The organism is Hydrogenophaga palleronii, assembly GCF_031457455.1.
Taxonomy (GTDB): Bacteria; Pseudomonadota; Gammaproteobacteria; order Burkholderiales; family Burkholderiaceae_C; genus Hydrogenophaga; species Hydrogenophaga palleronii_A.
In genome coordinates, this window is sequence record NZ_JAVDWU010000010.1 from 19,222 (window position 1) to 41,390 (window position 22,169).

Here is a 22,169-nt window from a genome sequence, read left to right on the forward strand (position 1 = left end):
CTGCGAGATCAGCGGGCGGCTTCAATGGTGGGACAGGCGGCCAAGCCGTCGCCCCCATTTTTGCCAATATGGAAACTAAAGCATTGCCATGCTGGCCGGGAGCGCGGGGTATCGGGTAAACGCTCGGCACACGCCCACGGACGATGGGAAAAGATCCCATCAAGGTGCAAGGATCACAATGGATCGAAAGCTGCCCACATGGTCTCGAACGCACCCTGAAACTGGCGCAACAAATTGGCATCGTTGCAGAGCACCAGGTTTTCTTCGTTGTATTCGGCCGCGCTGCGGGTCCAGTTGTAGCTGCCATTGAGCAACCAGCGCCAGTCGAACAGGGCGAACTTGTGGTGCATGTGCGCGGCCGTGTTGTCGACCCGCACCGCCACACCGGCACGGGCCAGCGCACGCACATCGCTGCCATCGTCGAACAGCTTCTCGTTGTCGGTGATCAGCCGCACCGCCACGCCTCGCCGATGTGCAGCCAGCACTTCATCAGTGATGCGATCGTCCGAAAGTGTGAAGACGCAGATGTCGGCTTGCTGGCGGCAGGCGCGCAGTTGCCCCTGTATGGCGCGCAGGCAGTCCTGGCCCGGACTGAACCATGCCTGCGCACGGTAGCTGCCGGAGGCACCACGGGACACATCGAGCAGGCGCACCACGCCTTCGACCCAGCGCAGCAAGGCTTGCGGATCCGCCTCGCTGGTTTCGTCCATGCGCGAACGCACCATCTCGAAGGCCTGGTTGCGCAAGCGGCGCAGGCCTTCTTCCGGCACCGAGGCCTCGCGCAGGGTGTGGGACAGATCGCGCTTTTCAGCGTCACTCAGGCGGCTGTCGGCCAGGCTGAGCTCCAGCTGTTCCAGCAGGGAGCGAAGGGTTTGTTCCGATGGGTTCATGCCTTCGGCTCGGCGCCACTCTTGGCGGTCGAACCACGCAAGGCCGCCTGTTTGGCCTTGAGGGTGTCGAGCTGGTTGGCCACGCGCTCCACTTCGCCCCGGATGGAGCTGTCCATCTTCAGGCGGCGCTCGGTGGCAGAGATCAGCGGCAGCAGGATCTTGCGGTAGGTCACCGCGATCTCCAGCACCGCTTCGGCCAGGCGCATGCCTTCAGATGGGCCGACAGTGGGCTCAGGCGGCGGGGCGGGCGCTTCGTCTTCCCGCTTGAGGGATTCCACAGCGCGCGCCACATCCAGCAAGCCCGCGGTGATGCGGGTGCCGGGGTCGCTTTCCTGGCCACCGAGTTTGCGCTGGCGCACGAACTCGTCGCAGATCTCGCGCCAGCGCTTGCGTTCCTCAGGCGTGGGGCTGCCCAGCAGGTGGGCGAGCTTGAGCAGGTTTTCTTCGGCGCCGGTGGTCAGCGTCTGGGCTTCGCCCCGGTAGTGGTCACGCAGCAGGGCATCCAGCTCGTCGTCGCGCATGTGGGGCGTGATCTGGCCCGCGAGCTTGGTCATGTTCCGGTAGCTGCCCTGCAGCTTGAACGCCGGTTCGGTGCGGTAGTCGTCTTTCTGTGCGGCCGATTCGATGTAGCTGAGGTTGACCTTGAGCAAGAGATCGCGCGCCCGGAACAGGCGTTTGAACAGCTCGGTGAGCTCGTCCAGCTCGGCCGCGCCGTAGGGGTGCGCGAAGGCGGTGGAAGCCACCTCCTGTCCCTGCGCGCGCTGCACCAGCAGCTGCACGTCCTTGGGTTCACGCGACGACAGGGGCAACAGCACCGGGTTGGCCGTGAGGCTGTTCTCCAGGTACGACAAGGCAAACAGCGCTTCGCGCCCGAAGAGCACGTCGCCCAGGTTGTAGATGTCGGCCCGGTTGGCCAGCATGTCGGGGATCTTGAACACGTCGCCCGACTCGGTGTACGGGTTGCCCGACATGATCAGCGAGAACCGCTTGCCTCGCAGGTCATAGCTGCGCGGCTGACCGTCCCACACGCCCTCGATGCGCCGCGTGCCGTCGGCCAGGGCGATGAACTTCTGCAGGAACTCGGGGTTGGTGTGCTGGATGTCGTCCAGGTACAGCATCACGTTGTTGCCCATGGCCAGGCCGAGGTTGAGCTTCTCCAGTTCCTGGCGCGCTGCGCTGTGCTGCGCAGAAGCGGGGTCGATGGACACCACGTCGTGCCCGAGCGCCGGGCAGTTGATGCGCACGAACACCATGCCCAGGCGGTCGGCCACGTATTCCATGAGCGTGGTCTTGCCGTAGCCGGGCGGGGAGATGAGCAGCAGCAGGCCCATGCGGTCGGTGCGTGCGGCGTCGCCAGCGGCGCCGATCTGCTTGGCGAGGTTGTTGCCGATCATGGGCAGGTAGACCTCGTCGATGAGCTTGTTGCGCACGAAGGTGGACAAGGGCTTGGCCTGGAACTGCGTCAGGTGCAGGCGTTTCTTTTCCTGCACCACCAGTTCGTGACGCAGCCGATGCAGGGCTTCGAACGCGGGCACCACCTGGCTCTGGTGATGCAGGAAGCGTTGCCAGAAATCGTTGAGGTTGAGCATCAGCGCGCCCTGCTCCATGCGCGGGTGTTCGCTGAGCAGGCCTTCCACGCGGGCTTGCAGGTCGGCGTTGACGCGGTGGCGCGGCAGGTTCAGGCACAACACGGTGGCGGCTTCGTCGACCCAGCCTTGTGCCTCGGGCATGCGCGTCTGGCTGAACGCGCGCACCCAGTCGCGCGCCATGCGCCAGCGCTCCGGTGGCAGGCAGGCGTCCAGGTCGCGCTGCCAGTCGCTCCAGGCCTGCGTGGCCTCGAGCGCACGGCGCATGGCCAGTGCCAGGTCTTCGGCGTTGCCCGACACCACCCACTGGGGCTCGGCGCCCACTTCCTGGGCCAGCTGGCGCACCAGGTAAGCGGCGGCCTGGACGTGGCGGGTGTGGGCTTGTTCGGTGTCGGTCTGGGTGTCGGGCAAAAAGCTCTGCTCGAAGCGCGCAAGCGCCAGGGTCGCATCGCGCTCGACCGCCCGCAGCGCTTCCTGGGTGCCGAAGAGTTGCTGGATCTGCCAGGCGGCACGTGCGCGGCGGTGCAAGGCATCGCGCGCTTCACCATGCCGGTCGTGTTGCCAGTACAGCAGGGCCAGCGAGCGCTCAGTGGGGCCCCAGGCGAGCAGGCCGGCGCCGTCCTGCATGCGCACCAGGGCGCCCAGCAGCCGTGCGGCGTCTTCGTCGTGCACGCCTTTCTGATAGCCCTCCTGGTAGCGCGTGGCCGACCAGGCGCGCACGTGTTCGATCAAGGGCTTGGCGGCCTCTGTGCCGGCAGCGTCGGCCGTGACGGTGGCGCTGCGCACCAGCTCCGCCCAGTGCGCGCCCTGCCCTGACTGCAGCGCCGCCTGCAGCACCGAACCTGCGAGGTACTCGGCGCGGCTGATGTCTGGCGTCTCGGACACCAGGGCCTGGTCCCATCGCGAACGCAAGGCATCCAGCCGGGCGTCGGCCACCGGCTGCAGGTAGTCGGTGCCGGTGATCTGGAACGACAGGCCTCCCTGTGTGGGCACCAGGGAAAGGTCCAGCGGCTGGCGCTGGATGGTGAAGGCGTGGCGGCCGAAGCGCAGGGTGTTGCCGTCGGCAGCGACCAGGTCGCCTTTGTCTCGCACCGTGCGAAGAGCCTGATCGCGTGAGGTCTTCAGGCGCGTGGCCACGTCGTCGGCCTGCACCTCGGCACCCAGTGCGCGCAAGTCGTCGGTGAGCTGGCGCAGCTTGGCCAGCAGCGGGTCACCGGCGAAGTAGGCGTGGATCTGCGCCACGTCCGTGAAGGTGGCGATGCGCCGTGGAATGCCGTCAAGGATGCGGCCGGCGGCCTCGCCGATCGCCTGGGCACGGCGCTGCCGGGCTTCCACCAGGCCCTGGCGGCGCGCAGCAAACGCGTCCACCACGGCTTCGCGCTTGGTGGCCACATCGGTGATGAAGACCTCATGGTCGGCAAAGCGGCCTTCGAGCTCTTCCAGTTGGGCCAGCAGGCGGGTGAGGGATTCGTCGCACTTCTCTGGTGTGTCGGCGAACTCGAGTGCGTTCTCCACCGCCTGGCCGAACAGCTTGAATTGCGCACCAAATTCGGCCGCCGCCTCGGTGGCGCCCAGGGTGCGGCGGCGGCTGCGGGCTTCGGCCCGCAGGCGGTTGATCTCGCCATACAGACCGGAGATGCGATCCAGAATGGCGGTGCGCACCACCGCGTCGCCACCGGGCAGGCCGCCCAGTTGTTCGGTGAGCAGGTCCAGGCCGGCCGCCTGCTCGTCCAGTTGATCGAGCAGATGACCCAGCGCGGGCGAGGTGTGGGCATGTCCGAAGTCGACCGCCGCCTGTTTGAGAAAAGCGCGGTGGCTGTCGAAGGCGTTGTCGTCGGCCAGGAACTGCATGGCCCGGTGGCCCACGAACTGCTGCTGTTCCTGCAGCGCTTCGTCCATGGCGTCGAGCTCGGCGAGGTCGGCGTAGCGCAGTTCCTTCAGCGGCTGCAGGCGGCCCCGGTGTTCCCGCAGGCGACCCAGCGCCAGCACAAAATCTTCAGGTCGGCGCCAGATCGTGCTAGCGATGTCGGTCAGCAGCACACGCTGTTCGCCTTCGGCCTGCTGCAAGGCGCGCGCGGTGTCGCGCCGGATGCTGTCGACCTTCTCGAACTCACCCAGGGTCTGCCGCGAGCCGTCCACGATGGTCTGCAGGACTTCGCCCACCCCTTGGGCTTCGGCCTCCTGCAGCCAGAAGTAGGCGTCGTGGATGCGCTTGCACTGGCGGATCAGGTCTTCATAGGCTGTGCGGGTGGGCACCTGCTCCTGCACCGCACGGGCCACGCCCATCAGATCTGAAATGCCACGCACCAGTTCGGCATTGCCCACGCGTGCAAAAAAACCGGTGCCACGCGGCAGGGTGGCGGCGTATTCCTCGCTGGCAAACGGGGTCTGCCAAAGCTGCATGGGGTGCACGCGGGTGGGTTCTTCGCTGTCGGCCAGGAACACCAGCACGCGGCCGTCAGGGAAGCGCGCGTAACCGTGCGAGACGATGGGCGCGGCCAGGGTCTTGTTGATCAGGTTGTAGGTGAACAGCACATAGTGGCCGCCGCCGGGCTGGTAGAACACGTAGAGCACGTCTTCGCCCTGGGGTGAACGCAGCAGCCGCTTGAAGCGCAAGCTGCTGCTGAGTGCGGGCGGCAGGTCAAAGCGCTTGAGCTCGCCCGACTGCAGGTAGGTGCCGCCCGGAAAGATGATGCCGTGGTCTTCGGGCAGCTGCACGCAGGACACGCCGATGGCGTCGATGCGCTCGACTTTCTGCGTGCGGGTGTTGAACACCAGGTAGCGGGTCTCGGTCTCGCGGTAGGGCTTGATGCGCAGCAGGATCAACAACCCCAGCCGGGCCCATGCCACCTCGGCATCGGCCAGGGACTGGTGCAGGTCGTCCACCGGTTCGCTGTAGATGCCCAGCCCGACTTCAGTGTTGTTCTCGATCTTGACCGTGAGGTCGCCCCCGGTGGTCTCCACGAACACGGTGTCCAGCACGTTGATATGCGGGTGCTTGCCGCCCACATGGTGCTCGCGCGTGGCCACGGTCCATTCGAAGTCGTGCGTGGGCGGCAGCGCCATGTCGCGCTCGCCCCGGTTGTCGAGGTAGCGCACCTCGCCATCGGCCTCGATGAGCCAGCGGAACACCCGCAGGTCGTGCAGTTGCTGCCCGATCTGGAACGCTGCCAGCAGCTTGTCCTGGGTGACGCGCAATTGCAGCAGCGTGGCCTGCTTGTAATAGGCATACAGCTCGCGGAAGTCGGCCACGAAGCGCGGATCGTCCAGGAAGCTGCCAGCCAGGGGCACGCTTTCCAGCTCGTCTGCGCCATCGTGCTCGGCCATGCGGTACAGCGCGAACACATCGCTCACCGCCGTTTCCTTGCGCAGGCCTATGAACACGTTGTAGCCGAACAGCAGCACATCGCCGATGCGCACCAGATCGCGCGCAACGCAGTTGTTTTCTGTGCGCGCACGGGTGCGCAGCAGCAGGCTTTGCTCGGCCTTGCCGAACTCGCTTACCCGGGCCTGGTTCAGGTCGCCGGTTTTTTGCAGCAGCAGTTCACCCTGGGTCTGCAACCGCTTCTTGAGCAGCTCGTAGCTGCCACCTTCAGCCACCAGGCGCTCGGCGGCATCGGCCCCGGCAGGTGCGCCGGGCGCCACGGAATCTTGTTCGGACATGTCGGTCTTTCGCTGTGGCCGCTCACCAACCATTGCGGATCAAGTTGAGCACCACGCCAGGTTCTGCCTGTTGCTGCAGCCAGGCCTGGATGCGCAACACCTCGTCGATGCAAGCGTCGCCATGGCGCTGGCGCACCAAGTCTTCCCTGCGTTCCAGCTGCTCGGCTTCCCGGAGCTGTCTCTGCCACATGTCGGACAACACTTCATCCAGACGCGCCTCGTGGAACTGCAGCGCAGCCCATTCGCCGCCATCGAGCCAGACAGCGTGACAATGCACACACCGATCGATGCGCACATCGGGCTGGCGCCCGGTGCGCAGGCGCTCCATGATGCGATCACATTGTGGACAGGCCCGCGCGGGAGAGGCCAGATCGGGCAGCCAGTGTTCGACCAGCTCGGCTGGTTCGGCTTGCGGCGCGCCACTTTCGACCCACCGGCGGTGGTCGTCCAGACACACCCAGTGGCCGTTGCATTCGGCACACTCCCGGGCAGGCAGCCCCGGGGAGAGGGCTTGTTCAGACAGGGCGGGGCGGTGGCTGCAGGCGCAGCAATGCCAGGAGGCAGACATGGTGGGTCTCCGGTGTGGGGGTCAGCCTAAAGACGGCAGTTGGACAGGCTCAAGGTTTCTTCAGCGAATTGAGCAACTTCTGCACATCCGGGTTTTGCGGATCACCACCGTTGCTGGCCACCTTGGCCAGCAAGGCGGTCAAGCCCAGGTTCTGCAGTTCGCTGCTGGAGCTGCCCAGCGCACCCAGCAGGTTCTGCAGATCAGGCACCACGTCGCGGTCACCGGCGAGCTGGTCCTTGAACGCCACCTGCAGGGTCTTGCTCTTGTTCACCACACCGTCAATGCCCTTGCCCACCGACAGCGCGCCGACAAACCGGTCGAAGTAGTCGCCCTGCCCGCCCACGATGTCGATCTTGGCGTTGGCCAGGGCTGTGCCCAGCACCTCGGCCTGCTCGCGCGCGATCGAGGTCTGTGCGTCGATGCCCTTGACGGTTTCCACATGGGCCTTTTCCAGCTGCATGCGGAATTCCTCGTGCGCCCGGGTGTCACCGCTCATGGCACTCATGGCGTCGAACTTCTCGCGCAGGCCCACGGCTTCGGCATGGAAGCGGGCTTCGATGGTGGCGGCATCGGCCTGACCGGCCTTGACCACGGCGTCGGCCTCGGCCAGGCGCACCTGCACGTCGGCCAGACCCAGCTTTTCCTTGCCAGCGGCTTCGGCTTCGAGCTTGGCACGCAGACCCACGGCTTCGGCCTGGGAACGCAGTTCAATGACCTGCGACTCTGCCTGACCTTCCTTGAGCGTGGCGTCGGCACCGGCCGCACGCACGTGCACGTCGGCCATGCCTTGTTTCTCCACCGCGTCGGCGGTGACCATGGTCACCTTGGCGGCGGCCAGGCCGGGGGCAGCGGTGATGGCCTCAAGACCTTCGGCTTCGCGCTTCTTGGCTTCGGCTTCTTTCTCTGCAACCTTCAGTTTCGCCTCGGCCAGCGTCATCTGTTCGGTTGCGCGGTGGCGGGCCATGCGCTCCTGCGCCTCAGCCGCCTTGACCTCCAGGATCAGCTTCTCTTCGGCCTGGCCTTCGGCCATGATCACGGTGGACTGTTTGGTGCGGTCGGCCTCGGCCACCACACGCAGTTCCTTGATTGCCTCTTCCTGTTCGGCCACGGTGCGCTCGACCACGATGCGCTCGCGGATCACGTCGGCGATGGCCTTCTTCTGCACCTCGACCGCCTTGTCCTTTTCGATCTTCTGCAGCGTCACTTCCTTCTCGCGGTCGACCACTTCGAGTTCGCGTGCGCGGGTGACCTTCTCTTCTTCGATGGCCACCGCGCGCTTGCGGTTGTTCTCAGCCACTTCTTTTTCACGCAGCACGTTTTCCTGTTGCACCGATATGAATTGCTCAGACTGCAGACGGGCCAGTTCGGCCTTGGTTTTTTCCTCGGCCTGGATCTTCAGGGTTTCGGCTTCTTCGCGCGCCTTGACCGTGGCCACTTCGCGTGACTGGCGCGCCTGCGCGTCGGCAGCCTGGCGCTCCAGCTCCAGCAGCGACTCCTGCGTTTCCACGTTCTTCTTCTTGATCAGCAGTTCTTCGTTGCGGCGCAGTTCGTTGGTGCGCACATGCTCGGCGGCAGTGAGTTCGGTGATCTTCTTGATGCCCTGGGCGTCCAGGATGTTGTTGGCATCGAGCTTGGACAGGGGCGTCTGCTCAAGGTAGTCAATGGCAGCGTCGTCGAGCACGTAGCCGGAAAGGTCGTCGCCGATCTGCGTGATGATGTCGTCGCGGAAACGGTCCCGCGCCTGGTAAAGCTCCACAAAGTCCATGGACTTGCCCACGGTCTTGAGCGCCTCGGAGAACTTGGCCGAGAACAGTTCTTCCAGCGTGGACTGGTTCGACGCACGGTCGCAGCCGATGGCCTGCGCCACCTTGAGCACGTCGTCGGCGGTCTTGTTCACCCGCACAAAGAACTTGACCTTGATGTCGGCCCGGATGTTGTCACGGCAGATCAGGCCGTCGTTGCCTGAGCGGTCGATCTCGATGGTTTTGACCGAGATTTCCATCAGCTCGGCCTTGTGGATGATGGGGTAGACCATGCGCCCCGTGAAGGTCACCTCGGGCTCTGCACGCAGGGTGTTGATGATGAGCGCATGGCCCTGTTCGATCTTCTTGTAGAACTTCGCGAACATCACGAAGAAACTGAAGATGAAGAAGAACACGATGCCCGCAATGATGAGGATCTGCTCCATGGGAATTCCTAGGTTGATGTACATGGTGGGTAGTAGTGTTTGGGAAGGTGGGTTCAGTCTTCGGAGCGAATAAGGTAACGGCCGGTGCCCTCGTCGTATTCGAGGATGTAGGCCGTGCTGCCTTTGGTGAGGGCGTTCGGCGTGTCGGCCCGCACCCGGATGTTCAGGTTGGCGCCACGCTGGGCCACCACGGCGTGGCCGTGGCGTTCGTTGACGCTCAGGCTCATCACGCGGCAGGTGCGGCCCACCAGACTGGCATTGGCCTGTGCCTGGTGGGTAACGAACAGGCCGCGCATGGGCCGGATCAGCCGCGCCGTGATTAGGATGGAGACGGCCGTGCTCAAGATCAGCACACCGGTGCCCACCAGCAGTTGCAAGGGCCACGTGGGAATCAGCGGCATGAGCCATTGCCCAACAAAACTGCTGATCGTCCAGGCCACCAGCACGAGCAAGCTGACCACGATGGAGAACGGCACCCCGTTGAGCCCCATGGCCACCACGTACCCCGCCACGGTGCCCAGATCAACCCCGTCAATGTCGCCCCGGACCTCAAGCTCCAGGTCACCCCCGAGCGAATCGAAATCCACCAGGCCCAGCAGGGCCAGCAACCAATACCCGAGTACCACCAGCAGCAGGACCGTGAAGACCGCTGTGGGGTAGGCGGTCACGGCATCCCAGAAATTGCCCATCTGCCCCTCCCTCCAGATTGTTGATGCGCCAGGTGACGGCCCTTTTGACCGCCCCCGGTGTTTTGTTTATCTCTCAGCGCCCCGGCTTTGCCGGGGTCGCAAAACGGACCAGCTCCTGCGTGACCCGCTCCTTGATCGCCAGCCGGTCCTCCGGCGGCAGATCGTATCGCTCACCCAGGATCTCGTAGTCCTGTGCGGTGAGGGAGACTGTCAGCCTCGGACGCTTGGGGCGTTTGGACACTGCGAGCTTGAGGATGTGCCGGATCTGGTCCGAGGTGGAAAGGTGGTTGTCGAACGCGGCGGTTCTCACCGCGTCCATGACCGCCTCTTCCACATCGAACGCCACCTGCACCGCCTTGAGCGCGGCGTCCGATCCGCTCCAGCGAACCGGCTTGCGCGTGACCATCAGCCGGCGCCTTTGTCGGCGTCGGGTGCCGCCGCCTGACGCTTGGCACGGATGCGGTCCATCACGGCGCTCTGGCGTCGCGACTCCTCGCCAATGCCCGCTGAGGCCAGCTTCTTTTCCAGCGCGCCGTGGCCAAACTCGTTGTCCAGTTGTTCGGCGGCGGTCATGCGGTCGGCGAGATCTTCATGGCGCGCCTTGATGCGTTCCAGCGATTCGCGCGCACTCACCAGCTTGTTGCCGCCCTGGCCAATGTTTTCAGAAATGGAGCGCGTGGCGCGGTAGACGCTCTCGGTGGTCTTGGCCACGCCGATTTCACGCTCGTGTTCACGGATGCGCGTCTCGGCCGACTTGATGAGATCCTTGAGTCTCGTGACCTGCACCGCGTAGGCCGCGTGGGCCTGGCTCTGGGTCTGCAGCTCCACTTCCAGCGCGGCGATCTTGCCCGCCACTTCCTCAGCCAGCGATTCCTGCGCCTTGTCCAGCGCCTCCACGGCCAGGCCCTCGTAGCGGGCGATGTCTGCCTGCACCCGTTCGAGTGCGCGCGCGCTCTGCATTTCCTTGGCCATCACGCCGGCCAGGTCGTCCTTGGCCTTGACGATGCTTTGTTTGGCATCGAGTATTTCCTGCTCATAGATGCGGGTGGCGTTGGCGTCCACCACGCTCTCGCCGATCTCGCGCACGCTGCCGTGCAACAGGGTCATCATCTTCTTGATCACAGACATGGCTTCCTCCAGTGGTGAGCGTTATTTCAAAAATTCCTGCAGCGCCGTCAGGGCGTCGAGCGCGTTGTCGCTGAGAACCGCCACCTCATGGGCGATGTCCTCCACACGAGCGTCATTGCTCAAGGCGCCAATCAGCACAAAGCGGTTGCCTACCCGGCCAAAGGCAGACAGGGGCACCGACGGGTTCAGGTCAAGCAGGGTTTGCAGCAGGTCGGTGCGGCGTTCCGGCAGCACTTCGTCGTCGGACCAGAGGTAGCAGATGCACAGGATCTGGCTGTCGGTGCTGGTGACGAAGATCGGCAGTTCCTGCCGGCCATCGATGGCCACCTGAACCACGGGGACATCGCCGGGAATGGGTTGCAGCTGGACCATCGCGCCCCCCATGGCTTCAGCGGTCAGCACGTCCAGGCTCTTGAGCTGTTCGAGCAGTGTTTTCATCGCCCCTCTCTCCTTGTTTGGTGGTGTGATGGGCGCGAGCATAGGTTGCTCGACATATCATGTCAAGCAACTTTTCATTACAGGTGGTGGCTCGGCCTGGGGAATATTTCCCAACCCGTTTCTGGCCCAGCCAGGTTCCCTGGCACAGCGTGGGCTAAAGGATGGGTGCCAACCAGCGCTGCAATTCGTTTTGCGGCACACCGCTGCGCCTGGCGAGGTCCTGCGCCTGATCCTCGCCAATCTTGCCGACGTTGAAGTAGGTGCTTTCCGGGTGGCTCAGGTAGAAGCCGCTCACGCTCGCGGCCGGTGACATGGCCAGGCTTTCGGTGAGCGTCATGCCGATGTCCTGGCATTGCAGCAGCTCGAACATGGCGCGCTTGACGCTGTGGTCCGGGCAGGCGGGGTAACCGGGTGCCGGGCGGATGCCCTGGTACTTTTCCTTGATGAGCTCGTCGTTGCTGAGCGCCTCGTCGGCGGCGTAGCCCCAGAGGTCGGTGCGCACGCGCTGGTGCAGGCATTCGGCAAAGGCTTCGGCCAGGCGGTCGGCGAGCGACTTGAACATGATGGCCGAGTAGTCGTCGTGCGCATCGAGGAATTGTTTTTCCTTTTTCTCCACCCCCAGGCCGGCGGTCACAGCGAACAGGCCCACGTAATCATCGGCCACACCCTGGGGTGCCACGAAGTCGGCGAGGCAGCGGCTGGGGCGCATCACGCCATCGATCTCCTGCTTCTCGGTCTGCTGGCGCAGGCCGTGCCAGGTCAGTGCCACCGTACTGCGGGTCTCGTCGGTGTAGAGCGTGATGTCGTCGTCGTTCACGGTGTTGGCCGGGTACAGGCCGATCACGCCATTGGCCGACAGCCAACGGTTGTCGATGATCTTCTTCAGCATGGCCTGCCCGTCGGCAAACACCTTGCGCGCCTGCTCGCCCACGATCTCGTCGTCCAGGATGGCGGGGTAGGGGCCGGCCAGGTCCCAGGTCTGGAAGAACGGGCCCCAGTCGATGTATTTGGCGATCTCGTTCAGGTCGAAGTTCTTGAACACGCGCTTGCCGATGAACTTGGGCTTCGGTGGCGCGAACGAGGTCCAGTCGATCGGCGACTTGTTCGCACGCGCCTTCTCCAGCGGCCAAAGCGTCACCTGCTTCTTGTTGGCGTGCTGGGTGCGCACCTTGTCGTAGTCGGCGTTGAGTTCGGCGATGTACTTCACCCGGCTGTCGCCGATCAGGCTTTGCGCCACGCTCACGCTGCGCGAGGCATCGGGCACATAAACCACGGGGCCGCTGTAATGCGGCGCGATCTTCACGGCGGTGTGCACGCGGCTGCAGGTGGCGCCGCCGATGAGTAGCGGGATCTGCGTCTCGCGGAAATGCGCGTCCTTCTCCATTTCGCCGGCCACGTACTGCATCTCTTCCAGGCTGGGCGTGATCAAACCCGAGAGGCCCACGATGTCGGCGCCCTCTTCCTTGGCCTTGGCCAGGATCTCGTGGCAGGGCACCATCACGCCCATGTTCACCACTTCAAAGTTGTTGCACTGGAGCACCACGGTGACGATGTTCTTGCCGATGTCGTGCACGTCGCCCTTCACCGTGGCGATCACGATCTTGCCCTTGGGTTTCACGTCGCCGCCTGCGGCCTGCATGGCCAGCTTCTCGGCTTCGATGTAGGGCAGCAGATGGGCCACGGCCTGCTTCATCACGCGCGCGCTTTTCACCACCTGCGGCAGGAACATCTTGCCCTGGCCGAACAGGTCGCCGACCACGTTCATGCCGTCCATCAGCGGGCCTTCGATCACGTGCAGGGGGCGCCCACCGTCGGCTTCGATCAGGCGCCACATTTCTTCGGTGTCTTCGGTGATGAACTCGTTCATGCCGCGCACCAGCGCGTGCGTCAGCCGCTCGCGGATCGGCAGGCCACGCCACTCGTTGCGCTTGCTGTCGTCCTTGGCCGCGCCCTTGGCGTTTTCGGCCACGTCGACCAGGCGTTCCCCGGCATCGGGTCGGCGGTTCAGCACCACGTCTTCCACACGCTCGCGCAGCTCGGGCTCCAGTTCGTCGTACACGCCCACCATGCCGGCGTTGACGATGCCCATGTCCATGCCAGCCTGAATGGCGTGGTACAGGAACACGGTGTGGATGGCTTCGCGCACCGGGTCGTTGCCGCGGAAGCTGAAGCTCACGTTGGACACACCGCCGCTCACCTTGGCGCCGGGCAGGTTCTGCTTGATCCAGCGCGTGGCGTTGATGAAGTCGACCGCGTAGTTGTTGTGCTCTTCGATGCCGGTGGCGATGGCAAAAATGTTGGGGTCGAAGATGATGTCTTCCGGCGGGAAACCCACCTCGTCCACCAGCACACGGTAGGCACGCTCGCAGATCTCGATCTTGCGCTCGTAGGTATCAGCCTGGCCTTTTTCGTCGAAGGCCATCACCACCGCAGCCGCACCATAGCGCTTGACCAACCTGGCCTGCCGCTTGAACTCGTCCAGGCCTTCTTTCATGCTGATGGAGTTCACCACGCCCTTGCCCTGCACACAGCGCAGGCCGGCCTCGATCACCTCCCACTTGGAGCTGTCCACCATCACCGGCACACGGGCGATGTCGGGCTCGCCAGCGATCAGGTTCAGGAACTTCACCATGGCGGCCTGGCTGTCCAGCATCGCCTCGTCCATGTTGATGTCGATGATCTGGGCGCCGTTTTCCACCTGCTGGCGCGCCACGGCCAGGGCCTGCTCGTACTCGCCGTTGAGGATCATGCGGGCGAAGGCCTTGGAGCCGGTGACGTTGGTGCGCTCGCCCACGTTGACGAACAGGCTGCCTTCGCCAATGCGCAGCGGCTCCAGGCCAGAGAGCAGCATGGGCGGCACGGGAGTGGACGGGACGGAAGAAACGGTATCTGACATGAGGCTCACCAGAGGGGCTGACAAAAACTGGTGAGCGCCGTTGGGTGACCCGGCACGGTGTGCGGGGCCAGGAACCGGGGTTCCCCCTCAAGCCTGACACCGGGTGCGCGCGATGGAAACATCGGGCCCGGCGCTGCAGCGCTCCTTGAGAGGGGGTGATTTTAGCTGTTCGTTCAGCCGGAGGCCGTGAGCAGCTGCGTCAGGGCCCTGGGCAGATCGGCCTGCGTCCTGCAACGCCGCACACCATCCGGCCCCAGGGCGGAGACGAGCGCCCCACCTTCCCCTGGCTCGAATACCAGGGCACGTACCGCCACGCCCCGGCGAGCCGCTTCGCGCGCGGCGCGCTGCAGGTCGGCGGTCAGGTAGGCCGGGTCGTGCACATCCACATCGTGCGGTTCGCCATCGGTCAGCACCACCACCACGCGCCGCCAGCCCGGATTCAGTTGCTCGTCCTGCACGCTGAGGTACAAGGCATGGCGCAGCGCGGCCCCCAGCCGCGTCGAGCCGCCTCCCCGCAACCGTGGCATGGCCGCCAGGTCGCCGTCCCAGGGTTTGAGGCAAGGCATGTCGATGCGGTGCCGGCCCTGGCTGGAGAAGGACCACAGACTGCTGCGGTGACCGAGCCGCTGCAGCGCGAGCGCCGCAGTGGCGGCGCTGTGCTGGATGCGCCCGAGCAGATCACCCTCACGCCCTCCTGGAATCGCAGTGGAGGCCGATGCGTCGAGCAAAAACAGCACAGCCAGCGGCGGCGATGGGCGCGATGGACGGTGGTAGACCCGAGGGTCTGGCGTGCGACCGCCGCGATGGTCCAACGCAAAGTCCACCAGCGCCACGGCATGCAGCTCATCGCCATCAATGGACCGATCACTGCCGCGCCGCAAGGCGCCCCCGATACGCGCCAGTCGCCATGCGAGACTCCGTTCACCCGGGACCAGCGCACCTGGTTGCCAGGCCGTTGGTCCCTGCGGCACGGCAACGTCGTACACACTGCACCAGCGCGGCCGGTAGCGGCCGATGCGGTGATCCCACTCGGCATACACGGCGTCGGGTTCAGTGAGAGCCTGCTCGGGCGGCGCTGCGGGCGGACCCTGGGAGGGCGGCGGGGCATCGGCATGCAGCGGCATGTCCGAAGGCGGAAGGGAATCGTCCGGCAGCCAGAGGTGGATGTTGTCGTCGCGGTAACGCGCGTGCACGGTGTACGTGCGGGCGTTGAACGGCAGACGCATCTGGCCGATGTCGTGGCCCAGGACCGAAGCGGCCTCGCGCACCTGGGTGGGGGTGCGAAGCGCAATCGAATATCCATCGGATTCATAGAACATGCGCCGCACGCGTGCCACCCAGGCGTGCGGGTCATCGTGCGCGGGATACAGCAGGCCCGCAGATAGGCGCGCGAGCAGGTCTTCGAAACCGGCGCCCCGCTGTGCCGCCGCGTCGGCATGGAAAGCCCACCACACCGCCCGCAGGCCGGGCAGCTCCTGCAGCGCCAGCCACTCCACACGGGCGTCCTCCAGCACACCCAGCAGCGCCTGTTGCACAGGCTTGAGTCCGGTGCGGGGTTGCGGCGCCCCCCCAAAACGCAAATGGGCCGCCGCGTGCGCCGCCATGGCCAACGGCAGGTCAACGCATTGGCCAACACCCGCGGGCAAGTGCATCACAGGCTCATTGAGCGCATCCCACGTGAGAACCGTGCGGGCATCGGTCCGCGGGACGCCGGTCTGGATGGTGGTCTGCACGGCCTGACCCCACAGGGCTCGCGCCACGCGACGAACCTGGACCGCTGTGTCCACGGCGTCAGAAGCTCGCGAGGACCAGGGCGCGCAAGACGGCGCCCACATCCGGGTCGTCGCTGAGCGGATCTGCAATGGCCTGCATGGTCGCGTCGTGCGGTGAGAGACCGGCGCGTGCCAGCAGTGCGGCGTGCACCAGCATGCGGGTGGAGGCCCCCTCTTCCAGGCCTTCATCGCGCAGGTGCCGGGTCCGCACGGCGAATCGCACCAACTGCCCCGCCAGCTCAGATGAAGCCAGCCCCTCTCGCTGCACGATGCCGGTTTCTGTGGGCGGGTCTGGATAGTCGAAATTCATCGCCACAAAACGCTGCCGCGTTGAAGGCTTCAGCTCCCGATGAATGCCCTGGTAGCCAGGGTTGTAGCTGACGATGAGCTGGAAGTCGGGGTGCGCATGCAACAGTTCGCCGCAGCGCTCCAGCGACAGCACCCGTCGCGTGTCGGCCAGGGGATGCAGCAGCACAGTGGTGTCCGCGCGGGCCTCCATGAACTCGTCGAGGTAACACAGGCCACCATGGCGCACCGCCTGGGCCAGCGGGCCATCCATCCAGCGCGTGCCTTGTGCATCGAGCAACCAGCGCCCGGCCAGGTCGCTCGCACTCAGGTCCTCGTGACAGGCCACGGTGATCAATGGCAGCTGGAGTCGCCAGGCCATGTGCTCCACGAAGCGCGTCTTGCCACAACCCGTTGGACCCTTGAGTAAAAGTGGCAAGCGCGCTGTGCGCGCAGCATCGAAAGCCGCGATCTCGTGGCCCACCGGTTGGTAGTACGGCTCCTGCCGCAACCGCCATTCCGCCAGCGGGTCGGCCTGTTGCTCCGCCATCACCGCGCTTCAGCGGTGACCCACCGTGTCGGGGTTCGGTATACCTTCGATAGGGCATTCTTCGGTGCCCACCATGGGTCGCGTGATGGCCTCCACCGCCCTCTGCGTGCCTTCGGGATCGTTGACCCAGCGTGCGTAGAAGTCGTAGGGGCAGGCGGCGGCACCTTTGTCGCCTTCGCGCGAGTTGATCATGCCGGTGTAGCCGCGGTGCAGCAGCTTGAACAAATGGTTCTCGCTCTGTGCGTTCTTGCGGAAGTCGCGGATCAAACTGGTGGACAGCGCGGCGTATTGGATGCCGTAGTCCTCCTCGCCACACTCGCCGAGCGTGCGTCCGTCGAAGCCGATGATGGCGCTATGGCCGAAGTAGCTGTAGACACCGTCAAAGCCGGATGCATTGGCCACGGCCACATAGCTGTTGTTGGCCCAGGCCATGGCCTTGGCCATCAGCACCTGCTGGTCTTTCGCGGGGTACATGTAGCCCTGACAGCGCACGATGAGTTCGGCGCCCTTCATCGCGCAGTCGCGCCAGATCTCGGGGTAGTTGCCATCGTCGCAAATGATGAGGCTGATCTTCAGTCCCTTGGGGCCTTCAGACACGTAGGTGCAGTTGCCCGGGTACCAGCCTTCGATGGGCACCCAGGGCATGATCTTGCGGTACTTCTGCACGATCTCGCCCTGGTCGTTCATCAGGATGAGCGTGTTGTACGGGGCCTTGTTCGGGTGCTCTTCGTGCTGCTCGCCGGTGAGCGAGAACACGCCCCACACTTTCGCCTTTCGGCAGGCCTCGGCGAAGATGGCGGTCTCGGCCCCAGGCACGGTGGACGCCGTGTCGTACATCTCCTTCGCGTCGTACATGATGCCGTGCGTGCTGTACTCGGGAAAGATCACCAGGTCCATGCCGGGCAGGCCGGACTTCATACCCACGATCATGTCGGCGATCTTGCGCGCGTTGTCCAGCACCTCGGCCTTGGTGTGCAGCCGCGGCATCTTGTAGTTCACCACGGCCACGCCGACCGTGTCCTTGCTGCTCGAAATGTCGCCATGCATCATGGTTCGGGCTCCTTCTTCAGTGACTGATCATCCAGGGGCGTTTGCTTGGGAAAGCTTTGGCGCCGTTCGGCGCTGTGACGGTCGCCTTGCTGCGCACCGTGCCACAACAGCCGCAACCCGGCGGGTGCTTCATGCGGGCGTAGCTCCCCGAATGCTGTGGCTCGTGCCGCGCCCGCTCGTTGATGCCCATGGCGCTGCGCGTGCCGCCGTCCATGAGCGCCAGGCGCGGCGCGGTGACGAACACGCGCGCTGACGCGGCACCGCAGTCCGGGCAAGAGGCGGGCTCGTTGCGTTCGCTCAAGGGGCGGAACGCGTCGAAGCCACCACAGGCCGGGCAGGCGTAGTCGTAGGTGGGCATGGCGCACTCACAGATCCGGGGAGAGCGGCATTGCCACCGAACCATCGAGGTGCTTCATCGGACCAGCTGCGCTCGGGTTGATGTCGAAGTCAAAGATCTGCGTCGGCAGCCACAGCGTGGCGCAGGCGTTGGGCACGTCGACCACACCGCTGATGTGGCCTTGCACCGGGGCGGTGCCCAGGATGGAGTAAGCCTGTGCGCCGGAGTAGCCGAACTTCTTCAGGTATTCGATAGCGTTCAGGCAGGCCTGGCGGTAGGCCACGTTCACGTCCAGGTAGTACTGCTTGCCACTCTCGTCGACGCTGATGCCTTCAAAGATGATGTAGTCGTTGTAGGTGGGCGTGATGGGGCTGGGTTTGAAGATCGGGTTCTTGATGCCGTATTTGGCCATGCCGCCCTTGATGAGCGTGACCTTCATGTGCACCCAGCCGGCCATTTCAATGGCGCCGCAGAAGGTGATCTCGCCGTCGCCCTGGCTGAAGTGCAGGTCGCCCACACTCAGACCCGCGCCTTCCACGTACACCGGGAAAAACACCTTGGCACCGCGCGACAGGTCCTTGATGTCGCAGTTGCCGCCGTGCTCGCGCGGCGGCACGGTGCGGGCGCCTTCGGCGGCGGCCTTGTCGCGTGCGGCGCCGGTCATCTTGCCCATGTGGGCGGTGGCGGAAAACGGCGGGTTGGCGAGACCGCTGGTGGCGGGGTCGGAGTCGATCAGCGCCTGCTCGCGCGTGTTCCACATTTCCAACATCTTGGGGTCGGGCAGGCAGCCGATCAGGCCGGGGTGGATCAGGCCCGCGTACTTCACGCCAGGCACGTGGCGCGAACTGGTGAACATGCCGTGGAAGTCCCAGATCGACTTCTGTGCCTGCGGGAAATGTTCGGTCAGGAAGCCGCCGCCGTTCTTCTTGCTGAAGAAGCCGTTGAAGCCCCAGAGGCTGTCGTCCTTGGCGCCGATGTCGAGCAGATCAACCACCAGCAGGTCGCCCGGCTCGGCACCCTTCACGCCCACCGGGCCGCTGAGGTAATGCACCGTGCTCAGGTCGATGTCGCGCACGTCATCGGCGCTGTCGTTGTTCTTGATGAATCCGCCCGTCCAGTCGAAAGTTTCCAGGATGAACTCATCGCCCGGCTTGACCCAGCAGGCCATGGGAATGTCGGGGTGCCAGCGGTTGTGGATGTTTTCGTTCTCCAGTGGTGACTTCGTGAGGTCGACCTTGATCAGCGTTTCGGCCATGGTGTGCTCCTTGCAGGGGTGGAAGGGTGAGTGGAATCAGACGGACAGGTAGGACTTGATGTGCTGCAGGTCGGTGTCGCTGCGCTCGGTCTCGTGTACCAGACGGCCGCCTTCAATCACGAACAGCCGGTCGGCCACGTCCATGGCGAACGAGAGCACCTGCTCGGAGACCACGATGGTGATCTTGCGCATCTTGCGGATCTCGTTGAGCGCCTTGGCGATGTCCTTGATGATCGAAGGCTGGATGCCTTCGGTGGGCTCGTCGAGCAGCAGCACCTTGGGGTCGGTGACCAGCGCGCGCGCGATCGCCAGCTGCTGTTGCTGTCCGCCCGAAAGGTTGCCGCCCTTGCGCCGGCGCATGTCCCACAGCACGGGAAACAGCGCATAGATTTCTTCGGGAACGGTCTTGTCTTTGGCGTTTTCCAGCCCGGTCTGGATGTTCTCTTCCACCGTGAGCGTGGGGAAAATCATGCGCCCCTGCGGCACGTACGCAATGCCCTTGGCCACACGCTGGTAGCTCTCCAGTGTCGACACCTCCTGGCCCGCGATGGAGATGTGTCCGCTCTTCACCGGCAGCACGCCGATCAGGCTCTTGAACAGCGTGGTCTTGCCCATGCCGTTGCGCCCCATGATGGCCACGCACTCGTTCTCGCGCGCCTCAAACGAGATGCCGTGAAGTGCCTGGCTCTGGCCATAGGCGACGACGAGGTCCTTGACTTTCAGCATACGAACTCCTTACTCGAAACTCGCGTCGGCGCGCGGGATGATTCCAGAGGCACCGAGGAACCGGCTTTGCCGGGCCTCTGGTGCCGTCCCCCTCCCGCCGAAGGCGAGAGAGGGGGAAGACGCGAAGCGGCGCAGGGGGTGCTTCATGTCAGTGCCCCAAATACACGTCGATGACCTTGGGGTCGGCTTGAACTTGATCCATGGGACCCTCGGCGAGGATCTTTCCCTGGTGCATCACCGTGACCTTGTGCGCGATCTTCTTGACGAAGTCCATGTCGTGTTCGATCACGATCACGGCGCGGTTCTGGCAGATTCGGTGCAACAGTTCGGCGGTGAGATCGCGCTCGCGCGCGCTCATGCCGGCGATGGGCTCATCGAGCATCAGCAACTCGGGCTCCTGCATCAGCAACATGCCGATCTCCAGCCACTGCTTCTGCCCGTGCGAGAGCAGACCGGCTTCTGTTTCCAGCTTGTCGCCCAGGCCGATGTCTTCGGCCACCGACTGCACACGGGCCTTGATTTCCTCCGTGGCGGTGAAAGCCAGCGCGCCCCACACCGAACGGCCTGAGGGGTAAGACACCTCCAGGTTCTGGAACACGGAAAGGTTCTCGTAGATCGAGGGCGTCTGGAACTTGCGGCCGATACCTTTGCGCACGCGCTTGTGTTCGGGCACCTGGATGATTTCTTCGTTCTTGAACTTGATGCTGCCGGCGCTGGCCTTGGTCTTGCCGCAGATCAGGTCCAGCAGCGTGGTCTTGCCCGCACCGTTGGGGCCGATGATCACGCGCAGCTCGTTCTTGTCGATGTAAAGCGTGAGGGCGTCGATGGCCTTGAAACCGTCAAAGGAAACGGTGAGGTCTTCCACGGAGAGGGCGAAGTCTGTGTTGCTCATCTGGTGTCTCTCGTTGACTTACACGCTCTGGCCGCTGGCGCCTTCAGGCAGCGTCACCGGGGTCGAGGTTGTCTGCTTCGCCATGGGCGCATGCGGTGGGGGCGAGGGAGGTTGCGGGCGTGCGGCAGCAGCTTCACGCAAGGCCGCCTGACGGCCCTTCCACCACGGCACGATGCGTTCCTCCCACAAACCGGCCAGACCCATGGGGAAGGCCATGGTCACCCCGATGAACAGGCCAGCCATCAGGAACAGCCAGAGGTCAGGGAAGCTCTCGGAGAAAAACGTCTTGCCGGCGTTGACGATCAGTGCGCCGTACACCGCGCCGACCAGGCTCATGCGCCCACCCACCGCCGCATAGATCACCATCTCGATCGAAGGCACGATGCCCACAAAACTCGGTGACATGAAGCCCACCTGAAGCGTGAACAGCGCACCGCCGATGCCCGAGAGCGCGGCCGCCAGGCAGAACACGAAGATGCGGAAATCAGCCACGTCGTAGCCTGAAAAGCGCACGCGGTCTTCCTTGTCACGCATGGCCAGCAGCAGGGTGCCCAGCTTGCTGGTCTGGATCCAGCGGCACACCACGATGGACAACACCAGCATACCCACGCAGATGTAGTAGAGGATGTATTTGGCGCTGTCGGTGCGCGTGTCCCAGCCCAGCAAGGTCTTGAGGTCGGTCATGCCGTTCACGCCACCCGTGAAGCCCTGCTGGCCGATGATGAGCACGGTGAGAATCAGGGCCACCGCCTGCGTGATGATGGCGAAATACACCCCGCCCACGCGCCGCTTGAACATCGCGAAGCTGATGATGAAGGCCAGCAGCGTGGGCACCACGATCACAGCTGCGAGTGCCAGGGGAAAGCTCTTGAACGGTACCCAGAACGCCGGCAGCTCGGTGATCTGGTTCCAGTCCATGAAGTCGGGAATGCCGGGGGTGGACTGGATTTTGGTGGTCTCCGGGTCTGAGGCCTCCAGCTTGAGGAACATCGCCATGGCGTAGCCCCCCAGCCCGAAGAACACCCCCTGCCCCAGGCTGAGCACACCGCCATACCCCCAGAGCATCACCAGGCCGATGGCCACGAACGCGTAGGTCAGGTACTTGCCAACCAGGTTCAACCGGAAGATGTCGAGCGAGAGCGGCAGCACCACGGCCAGCAGCACCGTGAGCAGCACCAGGCTGGCGAGCTGGTAGCGAAGGATCCAGGCTTTCAGGGCGTTCATGACGTTGCTCCAGGGTGCAGGTTCAAGGTGAG

At 64.6% G+C, this 22,169-nt stretch carries 17 protein-coding genes and 1 riboswitch; all 17 genes read right to left on the reverse strand.

All coding sequences use genetic code 11. The features are described 5' to 3' along the window. Window positions 1-173: 173 nt before the first annotated feature. The 17 genes from J2W49_RS20125 to urtC all read right to left on the reverse strand — a co-directional run bounded on the left by J2W49_RS20125 (window position 174) and on the right by urtC (window position 22,137). A complete protein-coding gene (locus J2W49_RS20125) occupies window positions 174-890 on the reverse strand; it encodes a phospholipase D-like domain-containing protein (protein ID WP_310320477.1) in 717 nt (238 codons plus the stop codon). Continuing rightward, window positions 887-6,139 carry a DNA repair ATPase gene (locus J2W49_RS20130; protein ID WP_310320479.1) on the reverse strand — a complete coding sequence of 1,751 codons (5,253 nt, stop codon included), beginning with the start codon at window positions 6,137-6,139 and terminating at the stop codon, window positions 887-889. Before J2W49_RS20130 ends, J2W49_RS20125 begins: the two co-directional genes overlap by 4 nt. Before the next feature lie 22 nt (window positions 6,140-6,161). Beyond that, window positions 6,162-6,707, reverse strand: coding sequence for a TFIIB-type zinc ribbon-containing protein (locus J2W49_RS20135; RefSeq protein ID WP_310320481.1), 546 nt, complete (start codon window positions 6,705-6,707; stop codon window positions 6,162-6,164). A 49-nt stretch (window positions 6,708-6,756) separates the two neighbouring features. Continuing rightward, window positions 6,757-8,919 (reverse strand): hypothetical protein, encoded by a 2,163-nt coding sequence (locus tag J2W49_RS20140; RefSeq protein WP_310320483.1) that lies wholly within the window; start codon window positions 8,917-8,919, stop codon window positions 6,757-6,759. Between the two features lie 29 nt (window positions 8,920-8,948). Then, window positions 8,949-9,584 (reverse strand): ubiquinone biosynthesis protein, encoded by a 636-nt coding sequence (locus tag J2W49_RS20145; RefSeq protein WP_310320485.1) that lies wholly within the window; start codon window positions 9,582-9,584, stop codon window positions 8,949-8,951. Window positions 9,585-9,657: 73 nt separating this feature from the next. Further along, window positions 9,658-9,990, reverse strand: coding sequence for a hypothetical protein (locus J2W49_RS20150; RefSeq protein ID WP_310320487.1), 333 nt, complete (start codon window positions 9,988-9,990; stop codon window positions 9,658-9,660). Then, window positions 9,990-10,712, reverse strand: coding sequence for a PspA/IM30 family protein (locus J2W49_RS20155; RefSeq protein WP_310320489.1), 723 nt, complete (start codon window positions 10,710-10,712; stop codon window positions 9,990-9,992). Before J2W49_RS20155 ends, J2W49_RS20150 begins: the two co-directional genes overlap by 1 nt. A 21-nt stretch (window positions 10,713-10,733) precedes the next feature. Then, a complete protein-coding gene (locus tag J2W49_RS20160; protein WP_310320492.1) occupies window positions 10,734-11,150 on the reverse strand; it encodes a DUF2170 family protein in 417 nt (138 codons plus the stop codon). Between the two features lie 154 nt (window positions 11,151-11,304). After that, a complete protein-coding gene (gene metH / locus J2W49_RS20165; RefSeq protein ID WP_310320872.1) occupies window positions 11,305-14,001 on the reverse strand; it encodes a methionine synthase in 2,697 nt (898 codons plus the stop codon). Between the two features lie 70 nt (window positions 14,002-14,071). Beyond that, a riboswitch (S-adenosyl-L-homocysteine riboswitch) is annotated at window positions 14,072-14,199 on the reverse strand. A 20-nt stretch (window positions 14,200-14,219) separates the two neighbouring features. Beyond that, a complete protein-coding gene (locus tag J2W49_RS20170; protein ID WP_310320494.1) occupies window positions 14,220-15,833 on the reverse strand; it encodes a nitric oxide reductase activation protein NorD in 1,614 nt (537 codons plus the stop codon). A gap of 4 nt (window positions 15,834-15,837) precedes the next feature. Beyond that, window positions 15,838-16,653 (reverse strand): CbbQ/NirQ/NorQ/GpvN family protein, encoded by an 816-nt coding sequence (locus tag J2W49_RS20175; RefSeq protein ID WP_310320496.1) that lies wholly within the window; start codon window positions 16,651-16,653, stop codon window positions 15,838-15,840. Window positions 16,654-16,662: 9 nt separating this feature from the next. Continuing rightward, complete coding sequence (locus J2W49_RS20180) at window positions 16,663-17,703, reverse strand: aliphatic amidase (protein WP_310320498.1); 1,041 nt, start codon at window positions 17,701-17,703, stop codon at window positions 16,663-16,665. A gap of 16 nt (window positions 17,704-17,719) precedes the next feature. Next, window positions 17,720-18,061 (reverse strand): FmdB family zinc ribbon protein, encoded by a 342-nt coding sequence (locus J2W49_RS20185; RefSeq protein ID WP_310320500.1) that lies wholly within the window; start codon window positions 18,059-18,061, stop codon window positions 17,720-17,722. Between the two features lie 7 nt (window positions 18,062-18,068). Then, entirely contained in the window at window positions 18,069-19,295 is a 1,227-nt protein-coding gene (fmdA, locus tag J2W49_RS20190) for a formamidase (protein WP_310320502.1), read from the reverse strand. A gap of 36 nt (window positions 19,296-19,331) precedes the next feature. Further along, window positions 19,332-20,021: an urea ABC transporter ATP-binding subunit UrtE gene (gene urtE / locus J2W49_RS20195; protein ID WP_310320504.1), complete on the reverse strand. Its 690-nt coding sequence runs from the start codon at window positions 20,019-20,021 to the stop codon at window positions 19,332-19,334. Between the two features lie 148 nt (window positions 20,022-20,169). Then, window positions 20,170-20,913: an urea ABC transporter ATP-binding protein UrtD gene (gene urtD / locus J2W49_RS20200; RefSeq protein WP_310320505.1), complete on the reverse strand. Its 744-nt coding sequence runs from the start codon at window positions 20,911-20,913 to the stop codon at window positions 20,170-20,172. 18 nt (window positions 20,914-20,931) lie between these two features. After that, on the reverse strand, window positions 20,932-22,137 hold the full coding sequence (gene urtC / locus J2W49_RS20205) for an urea ABC transporter permease subunit UrtC (protein ID WP_310320506.1): 1,206 nt from the start codon (window positions 22,135-22,137) through the stop codon (window positions 20,932-20,934). Window positions 22,138-22,169 lie beyond the last annotated feature (32 nt).

Excerpts from the sequence above, each read along its gene's own strand:
- J2W49_RS20125 (WP_310320477.1), bottom strand. The coding sequence starts at position 890 with ATGAACCCATCGGAACAAACCCTTCGCTCCCTGCTGGAACAGCTGGAG.
- J2W49_RS20130 (WP_310320479.1), bottom strand. The coding sequence starts at position 6,139 with ATGTCCGAACAAGATTCCGTGGCGCCCGGCGCACCTGCCGGGGCCGAT.
- J2W49_RS20135 (WP_310320481.1), bottom strand. The coding sequence starts at position 6,707 with ATGTCTGCCTCCTGGCATTGCTGCGCCTGCAGCCACCGCCCCGCCCTG.
- J2W49_RS20140 (WP_310320483.1), bottom strand. The coding sequence starts at position 8,919 with ATGTACATCAACCTAGGAATTCCCATGGAGCAGATCCTCATCATTGCG.
- J2W49_RS20145 (WP_310320485.1), bottom strand. The coding sequence starts at position 9,584 with ATGGGCAATTTCTGGGATGCCGTGACCGCCTACCCCACAGCGGTCTTC.
- J2W49_RS20150 (WP_310320487.1), bottom strand. The coding sequence starts at position 9,990 with ATGGTCACGCGCAAGCCGGTTCGCTGGAGCGGATCGGACGCCGCGCTC.
- J2W49_RS20155 (WP_310320489.1), bottom strand. The coding sequence starts at position 10,712 with ATGTCTGTGATCAAGAAGATGATGACCCTGTTGCACGGCAGCGTGCGC.
- J2W49_RS20160 (WP_310320492.1), bottom strand. The coding sequence starts at position 11,150 with ATGAAAACACTGCTCGAACAGCTCAAGAGCCTGGACGTGCTGACCGCT.
- metH (WP_310320872.1), bottom strand. The coding sequence starts at position 14,001 with ATGCTGCTCTCTGGCCTGGAGCCGCTGCGCATTGGCGAAGGCAGCCTG.
- J2W49_RS20175 (WP_310320496.1), bottom strand. The coding sequence starts at position 16,653 with ATGGCGGAGCAACAGGCCGACCCGCTGGCGGAATGGCGGTTGCGGCAG.
- J2W49_RS20180 (WP_310320498.1), bottom strand. The coding sequence starts at position 17,703 with ATGATGCATGGCGACATTTCGAGCAGCAAGGACACGGTCGGCGTGGCC.
- J2W49_RS20185 (WP_310320500.1), bottom strand. The coding sequence starts at position 18,061 with ATGCCCACCTACGACTACGCCTGCCCGGCCTGTGGTGGCTTCGACGCG.
- fmdA (WP_310320502.1), bottom strand. The coding sequence starts at position 19,295 with ATGGCCGAAACGCTGATCAAGGTCGACCTCACGAAGTCACCACTGGAG.
- urtE (WP_310320504.1), bottom strand. The coding sequence starts at position 20,021 with ATGCTGAAAGTCAAGGACCTCGTCGTCGCCTATGGCCAGAGCCAGGCA.
- urtD (WP_310320505.1), bottom strand. The coding sequence starts at position 20,913 with ATGAGCAACACAGACTTCGCCCTCTCCGTGGAAGACCTCACCGTTTCC.
- urtC (WP_310320506.1), bottom strand. The coding sequence starts at position 22,137 with ATGAACGCCCTGAAAGCCTGGATCCTTCGCTACCAGCTCGCCAGCCTG.